The sequence below is a fragment of the Streptomonospora halophila genome (assembly GCF_039542725.1).
GTDB classification, from domain to species: Bacteria; Actinomycetota; Actinomycetes; order Streptosporangiales; family Streptosporangiaceae; genus Streptomonospora; species Streptomonospora halophila.
This window is the reverse complement of record NZ_BAABIK010000019.1, coordinates 12,899-28,673: the sequence shown is the minus strand read 5'-3', so window position 1 is coordinate 28,673 and position 15,775 is coordinate 12,899. Positions and strand designations below refer to the sequence as shown.

The 15,775-nt window shown below is 72.6% G+C and carries 15 protein-coding genes and 3 tRNA genes; 11 read left to right on the top strand and 7 right to left on the bottom strand.

Translation table 11 applies throughout. The annotated features are described in order from the left end of the window. Positions 1–26: 26 nt before the first annotated feature. The 4 genes from ABEA15_RS16615 to ABEA15_RS16600 form a co-directional block, all read right to left on the bottom strand. Positions 27–740, bottom strand: coding sequence for a CBS domain-containing protein (locus ABEA15_RS16615; RefSeq protein ID WP_345557352.1), 714 nt, complete (start codon positions 738–740; stop codon positions 27–29). A gap of 60 nt (positions 741–800) precedes the next feature. Then, positions 801–1,658, bottom strand: a complete 858-nt coding sequence (locus ABEA15_RS16610) for a CBS domain-containing protein (protein WP_345557350.1) — start codon at positions 1,656–1,658, stop codon at positions 801–803. A gap of 376 nt (positions 1,659–2,034) precedes the next feature. Beyond that, positions 2,035–2,484, bottom strand: a complete 450-nt coding sequence (locus ABEA15_RS16605; RefSeq protein WP_344144725.1) for a hypothetical protein — start codon at positions 2,482–2,484, stop codon at positions 2,035–2,037. A 23-nt stretch (positions 2,485–2,507) separates the two neighbouring features. Further along, a complete protein-coding gene (locus ABEA15_RS16600; protein WP_345557348.1) occupies positions 2,508–3,215 on the bottom strand; it encodes a TetR/AcrR family transcriptional regulator in 708 nt (235 codons plus the stop codon). Positions 3,216–3,678: 463 nt separating this feature from the next. Here ABEA15_RS16600 and ABEA15_RS16595 point away from each other — a divergent pair, with 463 nt between their 5' ends. The 8 genes from ABEA15_RS16595 to ABEA15_RS16560 all read left to right on the top strand — a co-directional run bounded on the left by ABEA15_RS16595 (position 3,679) and on the right by ABEA15_RS16560 (position 10,598). Beyond that, a complete protein-coding gene (locus ABEA15_RS16595) occupies positions 3,679–4,242 on the top strand; it encodes a dihydrofolate reductase family protein (protein ID WP_345557346.1) in 564 nt (187 codons plus the stop codon). Between the two features lie 402 nt (positions 4,243–4,644). Further along, on the top strand, positions 4,645–5,250 hold the full coding sequence (locus ABEA15_RS16590) for a dihydrofolate reductase family protein (protein WP_345557344.1): 606 nt from the start codon (positions 4,645–4,647) through the stop codon (positions 5,248–5,250). A gap of 254 nt (positions 5,251–5,504) precedes the next feature. Then, on the top strand, positions 5,505–6,155 hold the full coding sequence (locus ABEA15_RS16585) for a HemK2/MTQ2 family protein methyltransferase (RefSeq protein WP_345557342.1): 651 nt from the start codon (positions 5,505–5,507) through the stop codon (positions 6,153–6,155). Beyond that, on the top strand, positions 6,148–6,363 hold the full coding sequence (locus tag ABEA15_RS16580) for a CDGSH iron-sulfur domain-containing protein (RefSeq protein WP_040270383.1): 216 nt from the start codon (positions 6,148–6,150) through the stop codon (positions 6,361–6,363). The genes ABEA15_RS16585 and ABEA15_RS16580 overlap by 8 nt, the downstream gene beginning before the upstream one ends. Beyond that, complete coding sequence (locus tag ABEA15_RS16575) at positions 6,360–7,361, top strand: iron-containing redox enzyme family protein (RefSeq protein WP_345557340.1); 1,002 nt, start codon at positions 6,360–6,362, stop codon at positions 7,359–7,361. Before ABEA15_RS16580 ends, ABEA15_RS16575 begins: the two co-directional genes overlap by 4 nt. Next, positions 7,358–8,377, top strand: a complete 1,020-nt coding sequence (locus ABEA15_RS16570; protein ID WP_345557338.1) for an L-histidine N(alpha)-methyltransferase — start codon at positions 7,358–7,360, stop codon at positions 8,375–8,377. The genes ABEA15_RS16575 and ABEA15_RS16570 overlap by 4 nt, the downstream gene beginning before the upstream one ends. 414 nt (positions 8,378–8,791) lie before the next feature. Continuing rightward, a complete protein-coding gene (locus ABEA15_RS16565; RefSeq protein ID WP_345557336.1) occupies positions 8,792–9,718 on the top strand; it encodes a Rieske (2Fe-2S) protein in 927 nt (308 codons plus the stop codon). 379 nt (positions 9,719–10,097) lie between these two features. Next, entirely contained in the window at positions 10,098–10,598 is a 501-nt protein-coding gene (locus ABEA15_RS16560; protein ID WP_345557334.1) for a site-specific integrase, read from the top strand. A 13-nt stretch (positions 10,599–10,611) separates the two neighbouring features. Here ABEA15_RS16560 and ABEA15_RS16555 read toward each other — a convergent pair. The 3 genes from ABEA15_RS16555 to ABEA15_RS16545 form a co-directional block, all read right to left on the bottom strand. Then, positions 10,612–10,688, bottom strand: a tRNA-Val gene (locus tag ABEA15_RS16555). A gap of 13 nt (positions 10,689–10,701) precedes the next feature. Then, a tRNA-Cys gene (locus tag ABEA15_RS16550) sits at positions 10,702–10,775 on the bottom strand. A gap of 42 nt (positions 10,776–10,817) precedes the next feature. Continuing rightward, a tRNA-Gly gene (locus ABEA15_RS16545) sits at positions 10,818–10,890 on the bottom strand. A 194-nt stretch (positions 10,891–11,084) separates the two neighbouring features. Here ABEA15_RS16545 and ABEA15_RS16540 point away from each other — a divergent pair. The 3 genes from ABEA15_RS16540 to ABEA15_RS16530 all read left to right on the top strand — a co-directional run bounded on the left by ABEA15_RS16540 (position 11,085) and on the right by ABEA15_RS16530 (position 15,015). Further along, positions 11,085–12,383, top strand: a complete 1,299-nt coding sequence (locus ABEA15_RS16540) for a molybdopterin molybdotransferase MoeA (protein ID WP_345557332.1) — start codon at positions 11,085–11,087, stop codon at positions 12,381–12,383. 311 nt (positions 12,384–12,694) lie between these two features. Continuing rightward, positions 12,695–13,444 (top strand): GntR family transcriptional regulator, encoded by a 750-nt coding sequence (locus ABEA15_RS16535; protein WP_344144702.1) that lies wholly within the window; start codon positions 12,695–12,697, stop codon positions 13,442–13,444. Positions 13,445–14,031: 587 nt separating this feature from the next. Beyond that, a complete protein-coding gene (locus tag ABEA15_RS16530) occupies positions 14,032–15,015 on the top strand; it encodes a LysR family transcriptional regulator (protein WP_345557330.1) in 984 nt (327 codons plus the stop codon). Positions 15,016–15,775: the final 760 nt, after the last annotated feature.

Sequence of the window (15,775 nt, the reverse complement as noted above, 5' to 3'; positions counted from 1 at the left end):
CTCCGAGGGCGAGCGCGGCGGGTTGCTCACAGTCCTGCGTAGGGCATTAGGAGGTCGTCGACGTGCCAGGTGATCCTGTTGTCGACGGAGACGACGCCCTCGATGCGGTTGACCAGCCGGGCCAGGGTGTGGCCGGTGCTGCGGTGGTGGACCGACCCGGTCAGGGCCACCGTGCCGTCCTTGACCGCGGCGGCGATGTCGGTGCCTTGGACGGTGGCGGCGAGGTGGTCGATCTCCTCTTGGACGGCGGCGGCGATCGTGTCGTCGTTCTGCAGGAACACGCGCAGCAGGTCGCGTCGGCTGATCATGCCGACCAGGGCGCCGGCGGCGTCGACCACAGGCAGCCGCTTGACGCCGCGGCGCTCCATCAGCCGGGCGGCCTCCACGACCGCCGCGTCGGGCCGGGTGGTGATCGCGGGGTGTGTCATGAGCTGTCCGGCCGTGGTGGCCACGGCCTTCTCGTCGGCGCGTTCCACGAGCACTCCGGCGCCGGTGAGCCGCGAACGCAGCCGGGCGCGCAGGGGCGGCCAGTAGTTGCTGTCGTGGTCGGTGTCCTTGAACTCCTCCTTGTGCAGGAGGTCCTCCTCGGAGACCACGCCGAGGATGCCGCCGTCGGCGTCCACGACCGGTAGGGCGCTGACGCCCTGTTCCAGCAGTGCCTGCACGATCTCCTTGTAGCCGGTGTTCTCGGTGACCGAGGCGACCCCGGTCGTCATGACGTCGGCGACCGTACTTCGCATCGTCTTCTCCTGTTCTGTGTTCCTGAGCGGCGCCCGTGACTCGGGTGCCGCCGGGTTCGGTTAGACCGCGCCGGCCGAGCCGGCAGCGCGGTCGGGCTCGTCGCGCCGGACGGACCCGCCCGGGGGCGCGAACACGATGGAGCGCACGCCGGGGACTGTCTGCTCCAGCGCCTCGACGCCGCGGCGGGTCCGGGCGTCCGCGGCGCCTGCCACGCGGACGACGCCGTCGCGGACGCTCACCTCCAGATCCTCCGCATCCGGGGCGCTCCGGCCGATCGCGGCGCGGACGTCGGCGAGGACGTCCTCGTCGGGGCGCAGCAGCAGCCGCACGACGTCGCGGCGGCGCACCAGGCCGACGACCGCCCCGGCGCGCAGCACCGGCACGCACCGGATGCGCGTCTCGACCATGCGCCGGCTGAGCTCGCACGCGTCGTCGTCCTCGGCGGCGGTGACCACGGCGCGGGTCATCGCCGCGCCGACCCGGTGGGCGGCGGGCACGGGCGGGGCGTCCAGGCCGCGGGCGTAGCCGCGGTCGTCGGTCCCGAAGTGGTCGGCGAGCAGGTCGCTCTCGGTGAGGATGCCCGCCAGCTCGCCGCCGGCCCCGGTGACGGGGGCGCTGTCGCAACCGTTGTCGGCCAGCAGGCGGGCGGCCTCGCGCACCGGGGTGTCCGGGCCCAGCAGCACTTCCGGGGCCGACATCATCGCGTGCACCAGCGTCCTTCCCGTTCCTCCCGTCGAGGCCGTGCCCGGTCCGGCGGCGCTTCCGCGGCCGTCTCGTCCGCCGGAGCCGGGCCGGTCACCGCGGGTGAGCCGCTCGACGGCCGCGGAGAGCTCGGCCACTGTGGCCTCCAGGTGCCGCACGCGCGCTTCGAGGGCCGCGGCCTGCGGCGGCGTGTGGTCTTCGCCGATCTGGCGCATCGCGGGCCTTTCATCTCCCGGTGTGCGGGCTCGCCGGTGCGGGCCCGACTCGTCGTCTGCGGGTGCGGCGACCGCACCGGCAGCGGAACCGCGTACGGCGGCCGGCACCGCGGGTGTGTTCCGTGCGGTCACGGCCTCCTTGTCACCGTTTCCTCCTGCCTCCAGGCTCCGCCGTGCGCCGCCGAGCCGACAGTGCCCACGGGCCTGTCGGGGGCGGACCTTCGGCCCGGAGGCCGGCGACCTCCTTCCGTCCGCCGGCCCGGGGCTTCCGCCGGGCGGGGGAAGGGGTGTGCCGGCATCGGCGGTCCGCTGGAAGGGGGACGGAGGTCCCGGCTCCTCGGGACCTCCGCTGCGGGCGGATCGGGACCCCCGCTCGTCAGCCGAGCAGTCCTCGGCTGACGAGCATGAACACCGCCCACACCGAGAGCGCGGTGATCACGGCCGTCTCCCGCCAGGCGAGGCCGGGACGCGCCTGGATGGCGTAGGACATGAGCTTGATCGGTGGCGCGGGGGTGTCCTCGGGGCTGTGCTCCGGCGGGAGCGGCCGGTTGAACCGGTGGAAGAACAGCTGGATCAGGGTCATCCCGACGAGGAGTCCGGTGACGAAGCTGAGGTAGCGCATGTCGGTGGCGAACAGCAGCAGCACCAGCACGACTGACAGGGCCAGCAGGACGCCGTCGGCGATCGCGAGCTTGCGCGGCCCGCCCGCGTAGTAGGAGGCGATGCGGGCGATCCGGGTCTGATATGGCACGACCAGCCAGACCCCGAATTTCGCCAGGCTCTGCACGGTGATCAGCAGGAGCAGTATGACCAGGGCGAGTTCCATCTCGGAGTCCCCTTCCCCTTCTGTCAGGTTCGGTCGTGTTCGGCGGGCGGGTCGAACCACTCCGCCAGTGACGCCGGGTCGGCGATGGCGATCGAGCCGTCGGGCAGGCCGAGGGCGCGCTCCAGGGCCGAGGAGTAGGCGGCGACCGTGTGCTCGATGTCGCCGGCGTCGGCCCGGCCCGCCTCGAAGGCCAGGAACAGCCGGGCCAGTTCGTCGTTGAGGTCCTGGACCAGCGTGATCAGCAGCCGGCCGGTGTGTTCGGGGGAAGGCGCGGTGAAGACGCCCTGCCGCGCTCCTTCGCGGACGATCGCCGCCAGCAGCGGCGTGTGGCGCTCGATGATGTCCGCGCGCACCTTGTGCCGGGTCAGCACGTTGGCGTCGGACTGCCAGATGCGCAGTGCGGGGACGAGGAGCCTTCGCTGGGGCAGCTTGAGCGCGGCCAGGGTGGCGAAGTAGGTGCGCAGGCGGGTGAGCGCGTCGGGGCCGGAGGCGTCGACGGCTGAGCGCAGCCGTTGCAGCAGGTCGTCGCCCATGCGCTCGACGACCGCCCACAGCAGCTCCTGCTTGGAGCCGAAGTAGTGGTAGAAGGCGCCGCGTGAGGAGTTGGCCTCGTCCAGCACGTCGCGGACGCTCATCCGCTCGTAGCCCGTGGTCGCGATGAGCCGTTGGGCGGCGTCGAGGAACTCCTCGCGGCGGCGGGCGTGCGACTCCTCGTCGACGGTGCGTGCCATCTCGCTCCGATTAATAGACCGTCTGTCGGTTTATTTTTGCGCGGTGCAGCGGCGGCCGTCAAGCGCGCCGGTCGGGGTCCAGTGGGCACCGCCGCCGACCGGGCCTCGGGGCGGAAGGACACCTTCCTGTTTGGAACTTTTGACGTTCTTGCTATTGCAGAAGTAGCGCGGCGCACGCCGCCGCGGGTGAAGGACAAGGTGCCGAACGGCGGGGGCGGGCGCCCCAGCGGGCCCCTGGCCAGGATGGACGAGTCCTGGCGGTCTTCGTGCGGGGAGTCGGGTGGAACCTTGGCGACCGCAGCGCCGCTCCGGGCGCTCACCACGCCGCACGCCGGGGAAGCGCTCGCAGTAGGCCCAGCGGCGACGCGGCCGGGCTCGTCCCTCCCGATTGCGGCCTGACCGATGATTTTCGCGCGCCGTGCCGGTCTGTACGCCGAATACCGACTCACGGAAGGCTGACGCCATGCGGAAACTGACCTTCGCCATGAACCTGAGCCTGGACGGCTACATCGCCGCGCCCGGCGACGATCTCAACTGGAGCGTGCTGAGCGACGAGCTGTTCCAGTGGTGGTCCGACCGGGTGGCCGCGACGGGCCTTGCGCTGTACGGGCGCAGACTGTGGGAGACGATGAGCTCCCACTGGCCGACCGCCGACAAGGAGCCGGGGGCCACCCCGGCGACGATCGAGTACGCCGGCCGCTGGCGGGACATGCCGAAGGCGGTGTTCTCCTCGACGACCGCCACGGTCGACTGGAACACCCGTCTGGTCACCGGCGACGCGGTCACCGAGATCACCAGGCTCAAGGCCGACGACGGCGGCCCCATGGACATCGGCGGTGCCACACTCGCCGCGACGGCCATGCGGGCCGGGCTGATCGACGAGTACGTCCTCGTAACCCATCCGGTCCTGGTGGGCGGCGGCACGCCGTTCTTCACAGCCCTGGACGACTGGGTGAGCCTGAGCCTGGGGGAGACCCGGACGTTTCCCGGCGGCGTGGTGCTGACCAGGTACGAGACCCGGCGCTGAGCGCCCGGCGGCGGAAACCTGGTCCTGTCGAGCCTGGGGGAGTGGTCGCGCCGTATCTCTGTCCGGCACCGTCTTAGGCCGCCGTCTTCGCCGTCACCGCGCTGATCAGCCTTCGGATGCGCGATCGGAACCGACCAGCCGCGCCACGGGCAGATGCGGAGCCGAGCAGGAGTTGCCGAAGCGATCGACGACCAGCTGTGGCGTACAACCGGAAAGCGCTACGCGCTGGACGCCCAGGGCGGCTTCACGTTCCGGGATCGCGTCGATCGTCGGGAGTGTTCGCGGTGGGGCTGAGATGGGGCCGAGCTGAAGCTACGACAGGACCCAAACCCACAGCGCGGCCGATGAGTTTGCGGCTCCCGGCCGGTCCAAGCTCGAGACATCCTAGGAAAGGACACTGCCATGTCGGAGCTTCTCGTCGACTTCATCACCTCCCTCGACGGCCACGCATCGGGAGAGGGATGGCCCGGGTTCTGGGGTCTCGAGGGTCCGGAGTACCTCGCATGGCTCGGGGAGCAGCCCGAGGCCACCTACCTGATGGGCGCGAACACCTACCGCCTGATGTCGGGCTTCGCCGCAGGCGACGTCCCGAGTGGCCAAGACGAGTTCAGGCCCGAAGAGGAGGCGTCCGTCGACGAGCTCACGCAAGCCTCCAAAGTGGTTTTCTCCTCCTCACTCGGTGAGCCACTGACGTGGGCCAACTCCACGCTCGTCCGCGACGACGCCGTCGAGGCGGTCCGCGCCATGAAGTCGAGTGGCTCGGGGCTCCTCAGCACGATCGGCAGCCTCAGCCTGTGCCGGTCCCTGCTACGAGCCGGACTTGTCGACCGCTTCCGGGTCGTGATGTTCCCGGTGATCACCGGGGCCACGGGCGAAGAACGCATCTACGACGGCTATCCGGACGTTGCCCTCGAGATGATCGAGCACCGCACCTTTGACGGCCGCATCCAGTTGGTCGAGTACCAGCCCCGCGTGCTCGAGCACCCGCCGCTCGGCGCCCCCGCGTGATGCCGCCCTGTCCGCCGGTCTGGAGGGCGCCAGGCCGGCGCGGGGGGCGCGGAGCGATACCTGACAGGGAGCGAAAGGCCAACGTCCGGGCGCAGGTTGGCGCCTTCTCGGAGTAGTGAGCGGCGAGGAAGGGGAATGGGCGCTGATCGCCGCGGTCAGACCCGGCCACGACGGATCCTCCCGGCGCCCAATGGAGCCCATCATTACTCGAAAGAATCGATAGGACGGCGCGAGGACCGGGTAGCGGGTTTTCCATGTTGCTGGTGAGGCCACCGGGCGTCTACCGAGTGCAGGAAGACACGTCGTTGCTGCATGCTGTGCTGCGTCGGCGCGGCCATGTCGCCGGGCGCTCGGTGCTCGATGTCGGTTCGGGTACCGGGGCCCTGGGCATTGAGACCTTCCGCGCCGGTGCGGCCAGCCTCACCGCGATCGACTTGTCGCGGCGCTCGGTCCTGGCGAGCTGGCTCAACAGCCGGTTGCGCGGGATCCCGGCGACGGTCCTGCGCGGTGACCTGTTCGCACCCGTGGCCCCGCGCCGTTTCGACCTCGTGCTCGCCAACCCGCCCTACGTGCCCGCCGACGGCCCGCCGCTCCGCCACCGGATGGCGAGGTGCTGGGACGCGGGGCCGGACGGGCGGCTCCTACTGGACCGCATCTGCGCGGGGGCCTCCTCGGTGATCAGTGACGACGGCGCGCTCCTGCTCGTGCAGTCCGAGCTCGCCGACGAGCAGGCGACGTTGGACCGGCTCGCGGTGGCCGGACTGGTGGCTGAGGTCCTCGCGAGGGCCCGCATCCCGTTCGGGCCGGTGCTGCGGGCACGCGCCCCGGCGTTGCGTGCCCGCGGACTACTCGGCCCCGACCAGGAAGAGGAGGAACTCGTGGTCATCGAGGCGCGCCATGGCTGAGGCCCGTCGCCGGGTCATCGTCACCGGCGAGGGCCCGATCCTCGTCTACGGCCCGGTCGACGTGGAGATGCCCGACGGAACGCGCGTGCACAGCGACCGGGTGGTCACCGCGCTGTGCGCGTGCGGCCGCAGTCGGCACCGCCCGTTCTGCGACACCAGCCACCGTCGTCGCGTACGCGACGACGAGGGGAAGGAGCATGGCCCATGACGACGACGATGCCGGAGGCTCCGACGCTTCCCGCGCCGCGCGGCCCGGTCTCCGAGGCGGTCCTGGCCGTGCTGCGCGGAGACCACCCCGCACTTCCCGCCGTCGACGGAACCGCACCTTACGGTGAGGACCTCCAGCTGGCCCTCTACTGCTGCTACGAACTCCATTACCGCGGGTTCCGAGAGGCCGACCCCGACCGCGAGTGGGATCCGGCTGTGCTGGGGATCCGCGCGGAGCTGGAGGGGCTCTTCCTCAGCGCGCTCAGGGACGACGTGCCCGCCGGCGCGGACGTCGGGAGCGAGCTCGACGCACTACTCGTCGAACACGTCGACGCGTTCGGCGTCTCCCACCACCTGCGCCGCAACGGGCAACTGTGGCAACTGCGCGAGTACGTCGCGCACCGCTCGCTCTACCACCTGAAGGAGGCCGACCCGCAGACCTTCGTCATCCCGCGCCTGGACGGCCCGCCGAAGGCCGCACTCGTGACCGTGCAGCACGACGAGTACGGTGCCGGGATCCCCGAGCGGGCGCACTCCCGGCTCTTCGCCGACATGATGACCGAGCTCGGCCTCTGCACGGACTACGGCGCCTACCTCGATTCCGCCCCCGCCGAGATACTGGCCGAGGTCAACCTCATGTCGCTGTGCGGGCTCCACCGCGGGTTGCGCGGGGCGCTGATCGGGCAGTTCGCCACCATCGAGCTCACCTCCTCCCCCGGTTCGGACCGGCTGGTCAAGGCCATGCGGAGGCTGGAGTGCAGTCCGGCCGCCCTGCGGTTCTACGCCGAGCACGTCGAGGCCGACGCGGTGCACGAGCAGCTCGTCCGGCGCGGGGTGATCGCGCCGCTGCTGAGCGCCGAACCCGAGCTGGCCCCCGACGTCGTGTTCGGGATCCGCGCCAGCATGCTCCTGGCCGCCCGATCGGATGATCTGCTGTTGCGCCACTGGAACCGCGGCGAGTCGAGCTTCCGTGACGGGGCGGACGGGAGGAAACGTTGAGACCATCGGGACCGGAGGAACGCGCCCGTGTCGTCCCGCTCGCCGACCAGAGGGGTACGGTGCCAGATGACGTGGTGGTGCGCGACACTCTCCAGCAGACACCGCCTCGGCTGCCGCCCTGGCTCGGCTACGACGCGGTCGGCTCCGAGCTGTTCGAGCAGATCACCGAACTGCCTACGTACTACCTGACCCGCGTGGAACGCGAGCTGCTGGAGCGTCACTCCCCGGAGATAGCCGAGCTGCTCGCCTGCGGGCGGATCGCGGAGCTGGGCAGCGGAAGCGCGAAGAAGACACGGCTGTTGCTGGAAAGCTGCGTGCGCTTGCGCCAGACGACGTACCTGCCGATCGACGTCGACCGGAGCATGCTGGCCTCCAGCGGCGCAGCGTTGTGCTCGGAGCTGGAATCCCTGGAGGTCATCGGGTTGTGGGGACGCTACGAGGCTGGTCTCGACTGGCTGCGCACCCACCCCGGCCGGCCGCTGGCGGTCACCCTCCTCGGCAGCAGCTTCGGCAACGCCACGCGCGGGGAGCGCAACGCGCTGCTCGGCGAGATCGCCCGGACTCTCAACCCGGGTGAGAGCTTCCTGGTCTCCGCCGACCTGGACAAGGACCGCGAGGTCCTGGAAACCTGCTACAACGACCCCGCAGGGTACTCCGCCTTCGCCGACTTCCGGACCAACTACCTCACCCAGCTCAACCACCGCTACGGCGCCGACTTCGTGCTCGACGACTTTGTTCCGGAGGCCCGCTACAACGGGGACACCTCCACGGTGGAGGGACTCCTGCACGCCCGGACCGACCGGGCGGTGTCCCTGCCAGGGCTGGAACTCACCCTGCGCATACCGCGCGGGGGGTTCTTGAACGTCGGCTACTCGGTGAAGTTCGACGGCCGACAGCTGGCCCGCGAGGTGGAGGCGCACGGTTTCGGCCTGCGGGCCCAGTGGCGGGACTCCGAGGCGCGCTACGGCCTCTTCCTCTTCCGCCGTAGTAGTACCGGATCTCCCGCGGAGTCGTGATGCCGTACCGGCGCTCAGGACCCCCGTACCGGTCGGTGCGACTGCTGTGGTGGTGGTCCAGGTGCCTCTGCAGCGGATCGGCATCCGGTAGGGCGATGCCGTCGGCGGTCAGGTGGTAGTGGCGGAACCGCTCATCGCCGTCAGAACCGGGGGCCAGGGTGATGAGTCCGCGATCACGGGGGTCCTTGCCGGGCCGGCCGGGGCTCCGGCAAGTCCGGGGGAGGTCGGGGGACTACCGGCCTTGACCTGCACCATCGACACCGGCTCGGGAGTGCGCGGACGCGGGCGCGCTCGTGTCCGGGGTAGATCGGAGGTCCCCATACCTCTGGTCCACCACGGAGAGCAGGCCCGCCCATGCCCCCCGCCACTTCCCGGCGGTGGTTCGACTCCGCGGTTCGGGGTAGCCGGGCGCCCATGAGACTCGGCAACATCATCCGCCGCCTCGAACAGCAACGCCGGCTGGACCGGATCGTCGACGCGGCACGCCCACTCGCCGATCGACTGTCCGGTAGCCGGTGGGGAGACGTGCTGCACGGCGTGCAACTGGGCCACCCGGCCCACCCGTTGCTGGTGCAGGTCCCGATCGGGGCGTGGACGTCGGCCGCCGCCCTCGACATGCTGCCGAACACCCAGCGTTCGGCACATCGGCTGGTCGACCTGGGGATCGCCGCCTCAGTACCGGCCGTGCTGGCCGGACTCGCCGACTCAGCGCACCAGCATCGGCACCACCAGCGGGTGGCACTTGTGCACGCGGCAAGCAATGGGACGGCTCTGCTGCTTTATGCCGCCTCCTCGGTGGCGCGGTGGCGCGGTCGGCACACTCTGGGGCGCGGGCTCGGCCTGGCCGGGTTCACCGCTGTGGGGATGGGCGGCATGCTGGGAGCGCACATCTCCTATGCCCTGGCGGGTGGTGCCAGCCACGCGGCGCATGCCGTGGACCGGATGCCGGCGGACTGGTGGGAGATCGGCCCCCTGGCGGAACTGCCTGAGGGGCAGCCAGTGCGGCGCGACGCGGGCCCGGTGCCGGTGGTGGTAGTGCGCGAGGGCCGTGAGGTGCATGCGCTCGCGGACTCCTGCGGCCATATGGGCGGACCGCTGTCGGAAGGGGCGATCGCCAACGGGTGCATCACGTGCCCGTGGCACGGGAGCCGCTTCCGGCTGCGGGACGGCACGGTCCTGAACGGTCCGGCAACGGCACCCCAACCGGTCCTGCGGACCCGCGTGGACGGTTCGGGAACGGTGGCCGTGGCCCGCCCGGACGAAGCAGAAGTGGTGGAGCGGCTGCCGTCGGCCGTCACCGACGCGCTGCCTCACCGAGCACGCAGCCCCCGCGGCCCATAACCAGTACCCGCTCGCTAAGGGCGCGCGTGGCGGTCGGCCCCGGCCCCTTCCAGGTGCCCGGAAGCGGACGGGACATGCTGTCGCGGCAAGTCGGTGTTCAGACGGTTCAGGCGCTCCAACCGGAGGGGCTCCAAGACGCTCCGACCCGACGCGGAGTCGGCGATGCTGCGGTCGCGCCCGGGCACGCGGAGACCCGCAGGCAGTGGGCTTTCGGTGGCGTCCCGCCCCAGCCCGTGGCTCGTTCCATGGGAGCCTCCGCCCAGCATGAGAATCCACGTCGCGGGCCGAAGCGGTCCGCCCGCGCCCGCGGCCACTGCGCGAGACCGGCGGGACGCTGGCCAAGCCCCCGCGCACCGAGACCCCGGCCGGCAAGCGGTAGGTGCAGCTGCCGCCGTTCCTGGACGGGCTCTACCGGGGGCTGCTCTCCGACACGGTCGGCGGGGCTTTCGTGTTCACCGGCCCTCAGGGGCAGGCAGTTGCGGCGCGGTGCGTTCCAGGTCCGGTTCTGGCGCCCGGGTTCACCTTCAACGAGGGCCGCCACACCCACCGCACTTGGCTGGCCGAGGAGGGGGTGCCCGAGGTCGCGCGGGCCGCCCGGCTGGGGCACCGGGTGCGGGGGATGGGCGAGGTCTACGACCACGTCACCCCGGCGATGAAGGAGAAGGTGCGCACCGTGTTGGACGCCCGTTGGCAACGGAGCCTGCACACCCTGAAAGAAGCAGAGCGGGAGTGGGTCGTGGAGACGGTTCCGCGGCTCGGTGAGTACTACCGTGCACCCGGCGAGAAGAGGGCTTCGTGGGGGAGTGGGAGACGATCGTCTCCCGGTTCTCTCCACGCTTCCGGTTCCGAAAAGGGAAAAGGCCGCCGAAGCGGCCTCTGACCTGCGGTGTTGCTGGTGGGCGATACAGGATTCGAACCTGTGACCTCTACCGTGTCAAGGTAGCGCTCTAACCAACTGAGCTAACCGCCCCAAGGGTGGTGACTGGAGGTGGAGACGGGATTTGAACCCGTGTAGACGGCTTTGCAGGCCGCTGCCTCGCCTCTCGGCCACTCCACCGGACTCATGGCGGGGGCTGTGGAGGACCCCCGGATGTCTCCGAGCGGACGACGGGATTCGAACCCGCGACCCTCACCTTGGCAAGGTGATGCTCTACCAGCTGAGCCACGTCCGCGTACGATCAGGCGCCGATCCCCGTGGATCCGCGCCGTCGTTCGGTTAGAACTTTAGCGGAAAGTCGGCAGACGGCAAATCGGCGGGCGGGTTGACAGGGGAGGCGTCCAGGGCCGCAGATATACAGGGGGCGTGCAGGGGCGAGACGTCGGCGCTAGCCGGAGGAGTGCGATGGTCCGGTGCGGGAACGCTGTGATGCCGTGGGCGCAGGCGCGCGAGGAGGCGCGCCGGCTCGGGGCGCGGGGCGGGTGTTCCGGCGCGCGCGCCGTCGCGCTCGGCGGTGCCCTCGGCGCGGTGCTCGCCCGCGACCTGACGGCGCTCGTGGGCGTGCCGCCCTACGACGCGGCCGCTATGGACGGCTACGCGGTGGCCGGCCCCGGGCCCGAGTGGACCGTTCTGGGCCGGGTGCTGGCCGGAGCCGTCGGGGCCGCCGAAGCGGTCGGGCGCCTCCGGAACGGGCAGGCGGTCGAGATCGCCACCGGCGCGCAGGTGCCCGAGGGCGCGGACGCCGTCCTGCCCTACGAGCGCGCCGTGGTCGCCCCGGTCGGCGGCGAGCCGCCGGACGGCCGGGAGCGGGTGCGCGGCGAGATCGCTCCCGGCAGGCACGTGCGCCGGGCGGGGGAGGACACGTTCGCGGGCGAGACCGTGAGCCCTGCGGGGACGACCGTCACCCCCGCGCTGGTCGGCCTGGCCGCTTCGCTGGGTCACGACACGCTCCTGGTGCGCCGCCCGCGGGTGGACGTGCTGGTGACCGGCGACGAGATCGCGGCCTCCGGGCGTCCGGGCGCCGGGCGGGTGCGGGACGCCATCGGCCCGATGCTGCCGGGCATCGCCGCCTCCTCCGGCGCCGAGCTGGTGGGGGAGCCGCGGTTCCTGGAGGACGGGCTGGAGCCGATGTCGGCGGCGCTGCGTGCTGTCCGCGACGCGGGTAGCGACGTGCTGGTGGTCTGCGGGGCCTCGTCCAAGGGCCCGGCCGACCATCTCCGAGCCGCGTTGTCCGCGGTCGGCGCGACGGTGGTGGTCGACGGCGTCGCCTGCCGCCCCGGCCATCCGCAGCTGCTGGCCTACCTCGGGCGTCCCCAAGCCTCGGGCGGGTTCGGCGAGCGGCCGAGTGCGCCCGCCGGTCGGAGCGGTGCCGACGACGTGGCCGCGGCATCCTCCGGCGGTCCGGGGACGGTCGTGGTCGGACTGCCCGGCAACCCCAACGCCGCCCTCGCCGCCGCCGCGACCCTGCTCATCCCCGCTCTGCGCGCGATGGCCGGCGGCCCGGAGACGGACACCGCGCTGCCGCCGTCGATGCGGGTCAAGGGCGCTGTGCACCCGCACGCCCACGACACCCGCCTCGTGGCGGTGCGCGTGGCCGGCGGCCAGGCCGAGCCGGTCGGCCACGACCGGCCCGGCAGCCTGCGCGGCGCCGCCCTCGCCGATGCGTACGCCGTGATCCCGCCGGGCTGGAGCGGACCCCACGCCGCCCTGCTGTGGCTGCCGCGCTGACGCGCGCGCCAGCCCGCGGCGCACGGCGCCGCGGGGCGCCGCTGTACGCATCTCCGGCTGCGGCCGGAGTCAGCGCGTGGGGAACCGCGGCTTCCTGATCCTCCACCGCGGCGCCACCGCGCGTGTGCCGCCGGATCGGGATCGGTCTCGGCGCCGCGCACGCTCCCGCACCTCAGCGGCTCGCGGGGGCCGATCGGCCGTGCCGCGGAAGTGGTCTCGGGCGCTTCGGTGCCCCCGACTGGCCTAGACTCGGACCCGAAAATCGGTACTCGCAAGGGCTCCGACGTGTAGCCGACGAAAGCCGCGGACCAATGACCTCGTCCCACCTCGACAAAGGCGTGCTGGCCAATCCGGTGCAGCGTCCGGCACCGCTGCGCGACACCGTCTACGAGACGCTGCTGGAGCTGATCACGCGGCGGCGGCTGCCGCCCGGACGCCACCTCGTCGAGAACGAGCTCGCCGAGCAGCTGGGCGTCTCCCGCCAGCCGGTCCGCGAGGCGCTGCAGCGGCTCAGCAACGAGGGCTGGGTCGACCTCCGCCCGGGCTACGGCGCGTTCGTGCACCAGCCCAGCGAAAGCGAGGCCGACCAGTTGCTGGCCGTGCGTTCGCTGCTGGAGACCGAAGCCGCCCGGCTCGCCGCGGGCGCAGCCACCCCCGAGGGGATCGAGCGGCTGCGCGAGCAGTGGCGCGCCGGCATGGAAGGCCTGGAGCGCGGCGACACCGACGCGATGGTCGACAGCAACGCCGCGCTGCACCACGGCATCGTCGAGATCGCGGGCAACCAGGTGCTGGAAGGGCTGGCAGGACAGGTCGCGCGGCGGGTGCGCTGGTACCACGGGCTCGTGGTGCAGCAGCGCGGCCGCGAGTCCTGGAAGGAGCACGAGGCCATCATCGAGGCGATCGAGGCCGGCGACCAGGAGCGCGCGGCCGACCTCATGCGCGAGCACACCGAGGCCACCCGGCTCGCCTACCACGACCAGGCCCTCGACGGCGTCGACGGGCCCGAGGACGCCGAGGACGCGGAGACCGCCGGCGCCGCGGGGCAGCACGCGGGATTCTGACCGCCGCGAGCACCCCGCAGGTCGGACATACCGCACCCCGGTCGGTGGCGGCGGCGCCCGCGGGCGTCCCGCCGCCGCGGAACCGGGCGCGTGGCCGCACGGTGGGCGGCGGCTGCCTTGCCTGGTCCGGTACCGGCGGCACGTGCGGCCGGCGCTGCTTCGGGGTGGGAGCGAGCTTCGGGTAGGGAGCCGGTGGGCAGATGCGCATCGGGCGCGCCGGGCGGGTGTCCGCCGGCCGCGGCGGCGTACCGGCCGCCTGATCGGTCTGCCGCGGTGGAGGCGGCCGGTGGGAGCCGGAACCGTCGGCTGCCGCCCGCTGCCGGGTGCGTCCTCGGTGTGCGGGGGCCGACCGGTTGCCGTGCGCGGCTCCGCCGGCTGCACGCTCCGGAACGTCGGGTGATTTCGGGCGCACGACTGGCGCGAATGTGGTCTAAGACACCACAATGTAGGTCGGCCTCTCCGGCTGGAGGGGTGGCGATGGCGCGCACGGTGCCGCATCGGTCGATGCCCGGCCCGTCGTTGACGCCGGGGCCGGACAACCCCTGGGTCCGGCCCCGGTCGACATCGCATGCGGATGGGGAACGGGGATGCTGATTCGGCAGTTCGAGTACCTCGTCGCCCTGGCGCGCGAGCGGCACTTCGCGCGCGCCGCGCTCGCATGCCACGTCTCGCAGCCGGCGCTATCGGCCGGTATCCGCAAGCTGGAGGCCGAACTCGGCGTGCCCATCGTGCGGCGCGGCCACCGGTTCGAGGGCTTCACCCCCGAGGGGGAGCGGGTGCTGCGCTGGGCGAGCCGGATCCTGGAGGAGCGCGACCGCCTCACCGCCGACGTCGACACCGTGCGCGAGGGACGCATCGGCACCCTGCGCGTCGGGGTGCTGCCCGAGGCCGCCGCCGCGTTCGGGCACGTCGCGGCACCCTTCGGCGCCCGCCATCCGCGGGTGGCGCTGAGCGTGCGCACCATGTCCGCCGCCGAGATCCAGCGGACCCTCGCCGACGGCGGCCTCGACTGCGCCACGCTGCGCACCTCCGTGGATGCGGCACGCTCGCGCGGGCGGGCGGTGCTCTACCGGGAGCGCGCGGTCCTGCTGACGGCCGACAGCGGGCGCTTCGCCTCCCGCGCGGCGCTGGACTGGCCGGAGGTCGCCCACGTGCCGCTGTGCCGCCTGCTGCCCGATCCGCTGTGGCCGCGCGCTGCCGAGGCCGTGGCGGCGGCCACCGGCGAGGAACCGGCGGTCCGGGTCGAGGTCGACTCGCTGCCCGCCCTCTTCGAGCACATCAGCCGGGGAGGCGGCTGCGCGGTGGTCACGCACTCCTGGCTCGCACCCGGCGGGATGCCCGCCGATCTGCGCGCGGTCCCGCTGGCCGAGACCGACGAGGCGACCGGGATGGCCCTGGTGATCGCCGAGCACCATCCGGAGCCGCTGCTGGCCGCCGACCTGGCGGCCTTCGCCCGCTCGGTGCCGCTGCAGGGGCGCCTCGACGCCGTGCTGCCGCAGTCGGCCGAGAGCGGCCTGGTGCCCGAACCCCGGGACTCCGACGGCGGCGGACGTCCTCTGCGTGACACCTGAGGAGCACCGGGCGGCCGCGCCGCCAACCGGGATGCGGGCGGCCGTCGGGGGCGGTTGCCGGCCGCCGCTGGGAACGAGGTCGGCGCTGAGGCAGGGCCCGGCGAAGCCGAGCACCGTAATATGCCCACCGCGATCAGCGGCACGGGCAGGACCGGCCCGCCGGCGCGGCCCAGTCCCGTGCGCCGCCGCGGAAGTGTTCAAGAGCGGGCCGCTCTGCCCTTCCCGAGCAGGTCGGCGAGGATGGCCGGCCTGGTGCGGCGGCTGTCCGCGCGCGCCGACGAGGAGTTGCCGAGGCGCGTTCGAGCCCCGAAGGGGTCGCGCTTGCTCCTGCGCACCTCGCAGCCCGGCACCGCTGCGGAGGCCGAGCTGTACCGGTCCGTCATCGCCGCGCTGTGGTGCAGCGAGGGTTTGCTCGTGGAAGCTGGGGAGCCGTGGTGCGGATGTTCACCCACTGGTCGCGACTGCCGCACGAGGAGCCGGGCGCCGCGGTGCCGGCCGAGACGCCGGCCGAGGCCATCCGGTCGGTCGGGGACGCCTTTGCCTCTCGGCCGCCGCCGGACCGACTCCGCGCTGCTCTTACCGGGTGGTGGAGCGCCTCGCCGCCCGGGCCGACGCCGCTCGGGGCCCGGGCGCAGTCGGCGGGCGCGGGGCGACGTGCACTCCTGAGGGCGCGCCTGCTGCGCGGGAGGCGGCCCCGTCGCCCGCCGCGGCTCCAGAGGCCTGAGTTTACTCGTGAGGAAGCCTGTGACCTGCAGAAATA

Coding starts and splice junctions, on each gene's coding strand:
- ABEA15_RS16585 (WP_345557342.1), top strand. CDS start 5,505: ATGTTGCTGGTGAGGCCACCGGGCGTCTACCGAGTGCAGGAAGACACG.
- ABEA15_RS16580 (WP_040270383.1), top strand. CDS start 6,148: ATGGCTGAGGCCCGTCGCCGGGTCATCGTCACCGGCGAGGGCCCGATC.
- ABEA15_RS16530 (WP_345557330.1), top strand. CDS start 14,032: ATGCTGATTCGGCAGTTCGAGTACCTCGTCGCCCTGGCGCGCGAGCGG.
- ABEA15_RS16595 (WP_345557346.1), top strand. CDS start 3,679: ATGCGGAAACTGACCTTCGCCATGAACCTGAGCCTGGACGGCTACATC.
- ABEA15_RS16605 (WP_344144725.1), bottom strand. CDS start 2,484: ATGGAACTCGCCCTGGTCATACTGCTCCTGCTGATCACCGTGCAGAGC.
- ABEA15_RS16540 (WP_345557332.1), top strand. CDS start 11,085: ATGCCGTGGGCGCAGGCGCGCGAGGAGGCGCGCCGGCTCGGGGCGCGG.
- ABEA15_RS16590 (WP_345557344.1), top strand. CDS start 4,645: ATGTCGGAGCTTCTCGTCGACTTCATCACCTCCCTCGACGGCCACGCA.
- ABEA15_RS16575 (WP_345557340.1), top strand. CDS start 6,360: ATGACGACGACGATGCCGGAGGCTCCGACGCTTCCCGCGCCGCGCGGC.
- ABEA15_RS16615 (WP_345557352.1), bottom strand. CDS start 740: ATGCGAAGTACGGTCGCCGACGTCATGACGACCGGGGTCGCCTCGGTC.
- ABEA15_RS16565 (WP_345557336.1), top strand. CDS start 8,792: ATGAGACTCGGCAACATCATCCGCCGCCTCGAACAGCAACGCCGGCTG.
- ABEA15_RS16600 (WP_345557348.1), bottom strand. CDS start 3,215: ATGGCACGCACCGTCGACGAGGAGTCGCACGCCCGCCGCCGCGAGGAG.
- ABEA15_RS16610 (WP_345557350.1), bottom strand. CDS start 1,658: ATGCGCCAGATCGGCGAAGACCACACGCCGCCGCAGGCCGCGGCCCTC.
- ABEA15_RS16535 (WP_344144702.1), top strand. CDS start 12,695: ATGACCTCGTCCCACCTCGACAAAGGCGTGCTGGCCAATCCGGTGCAG.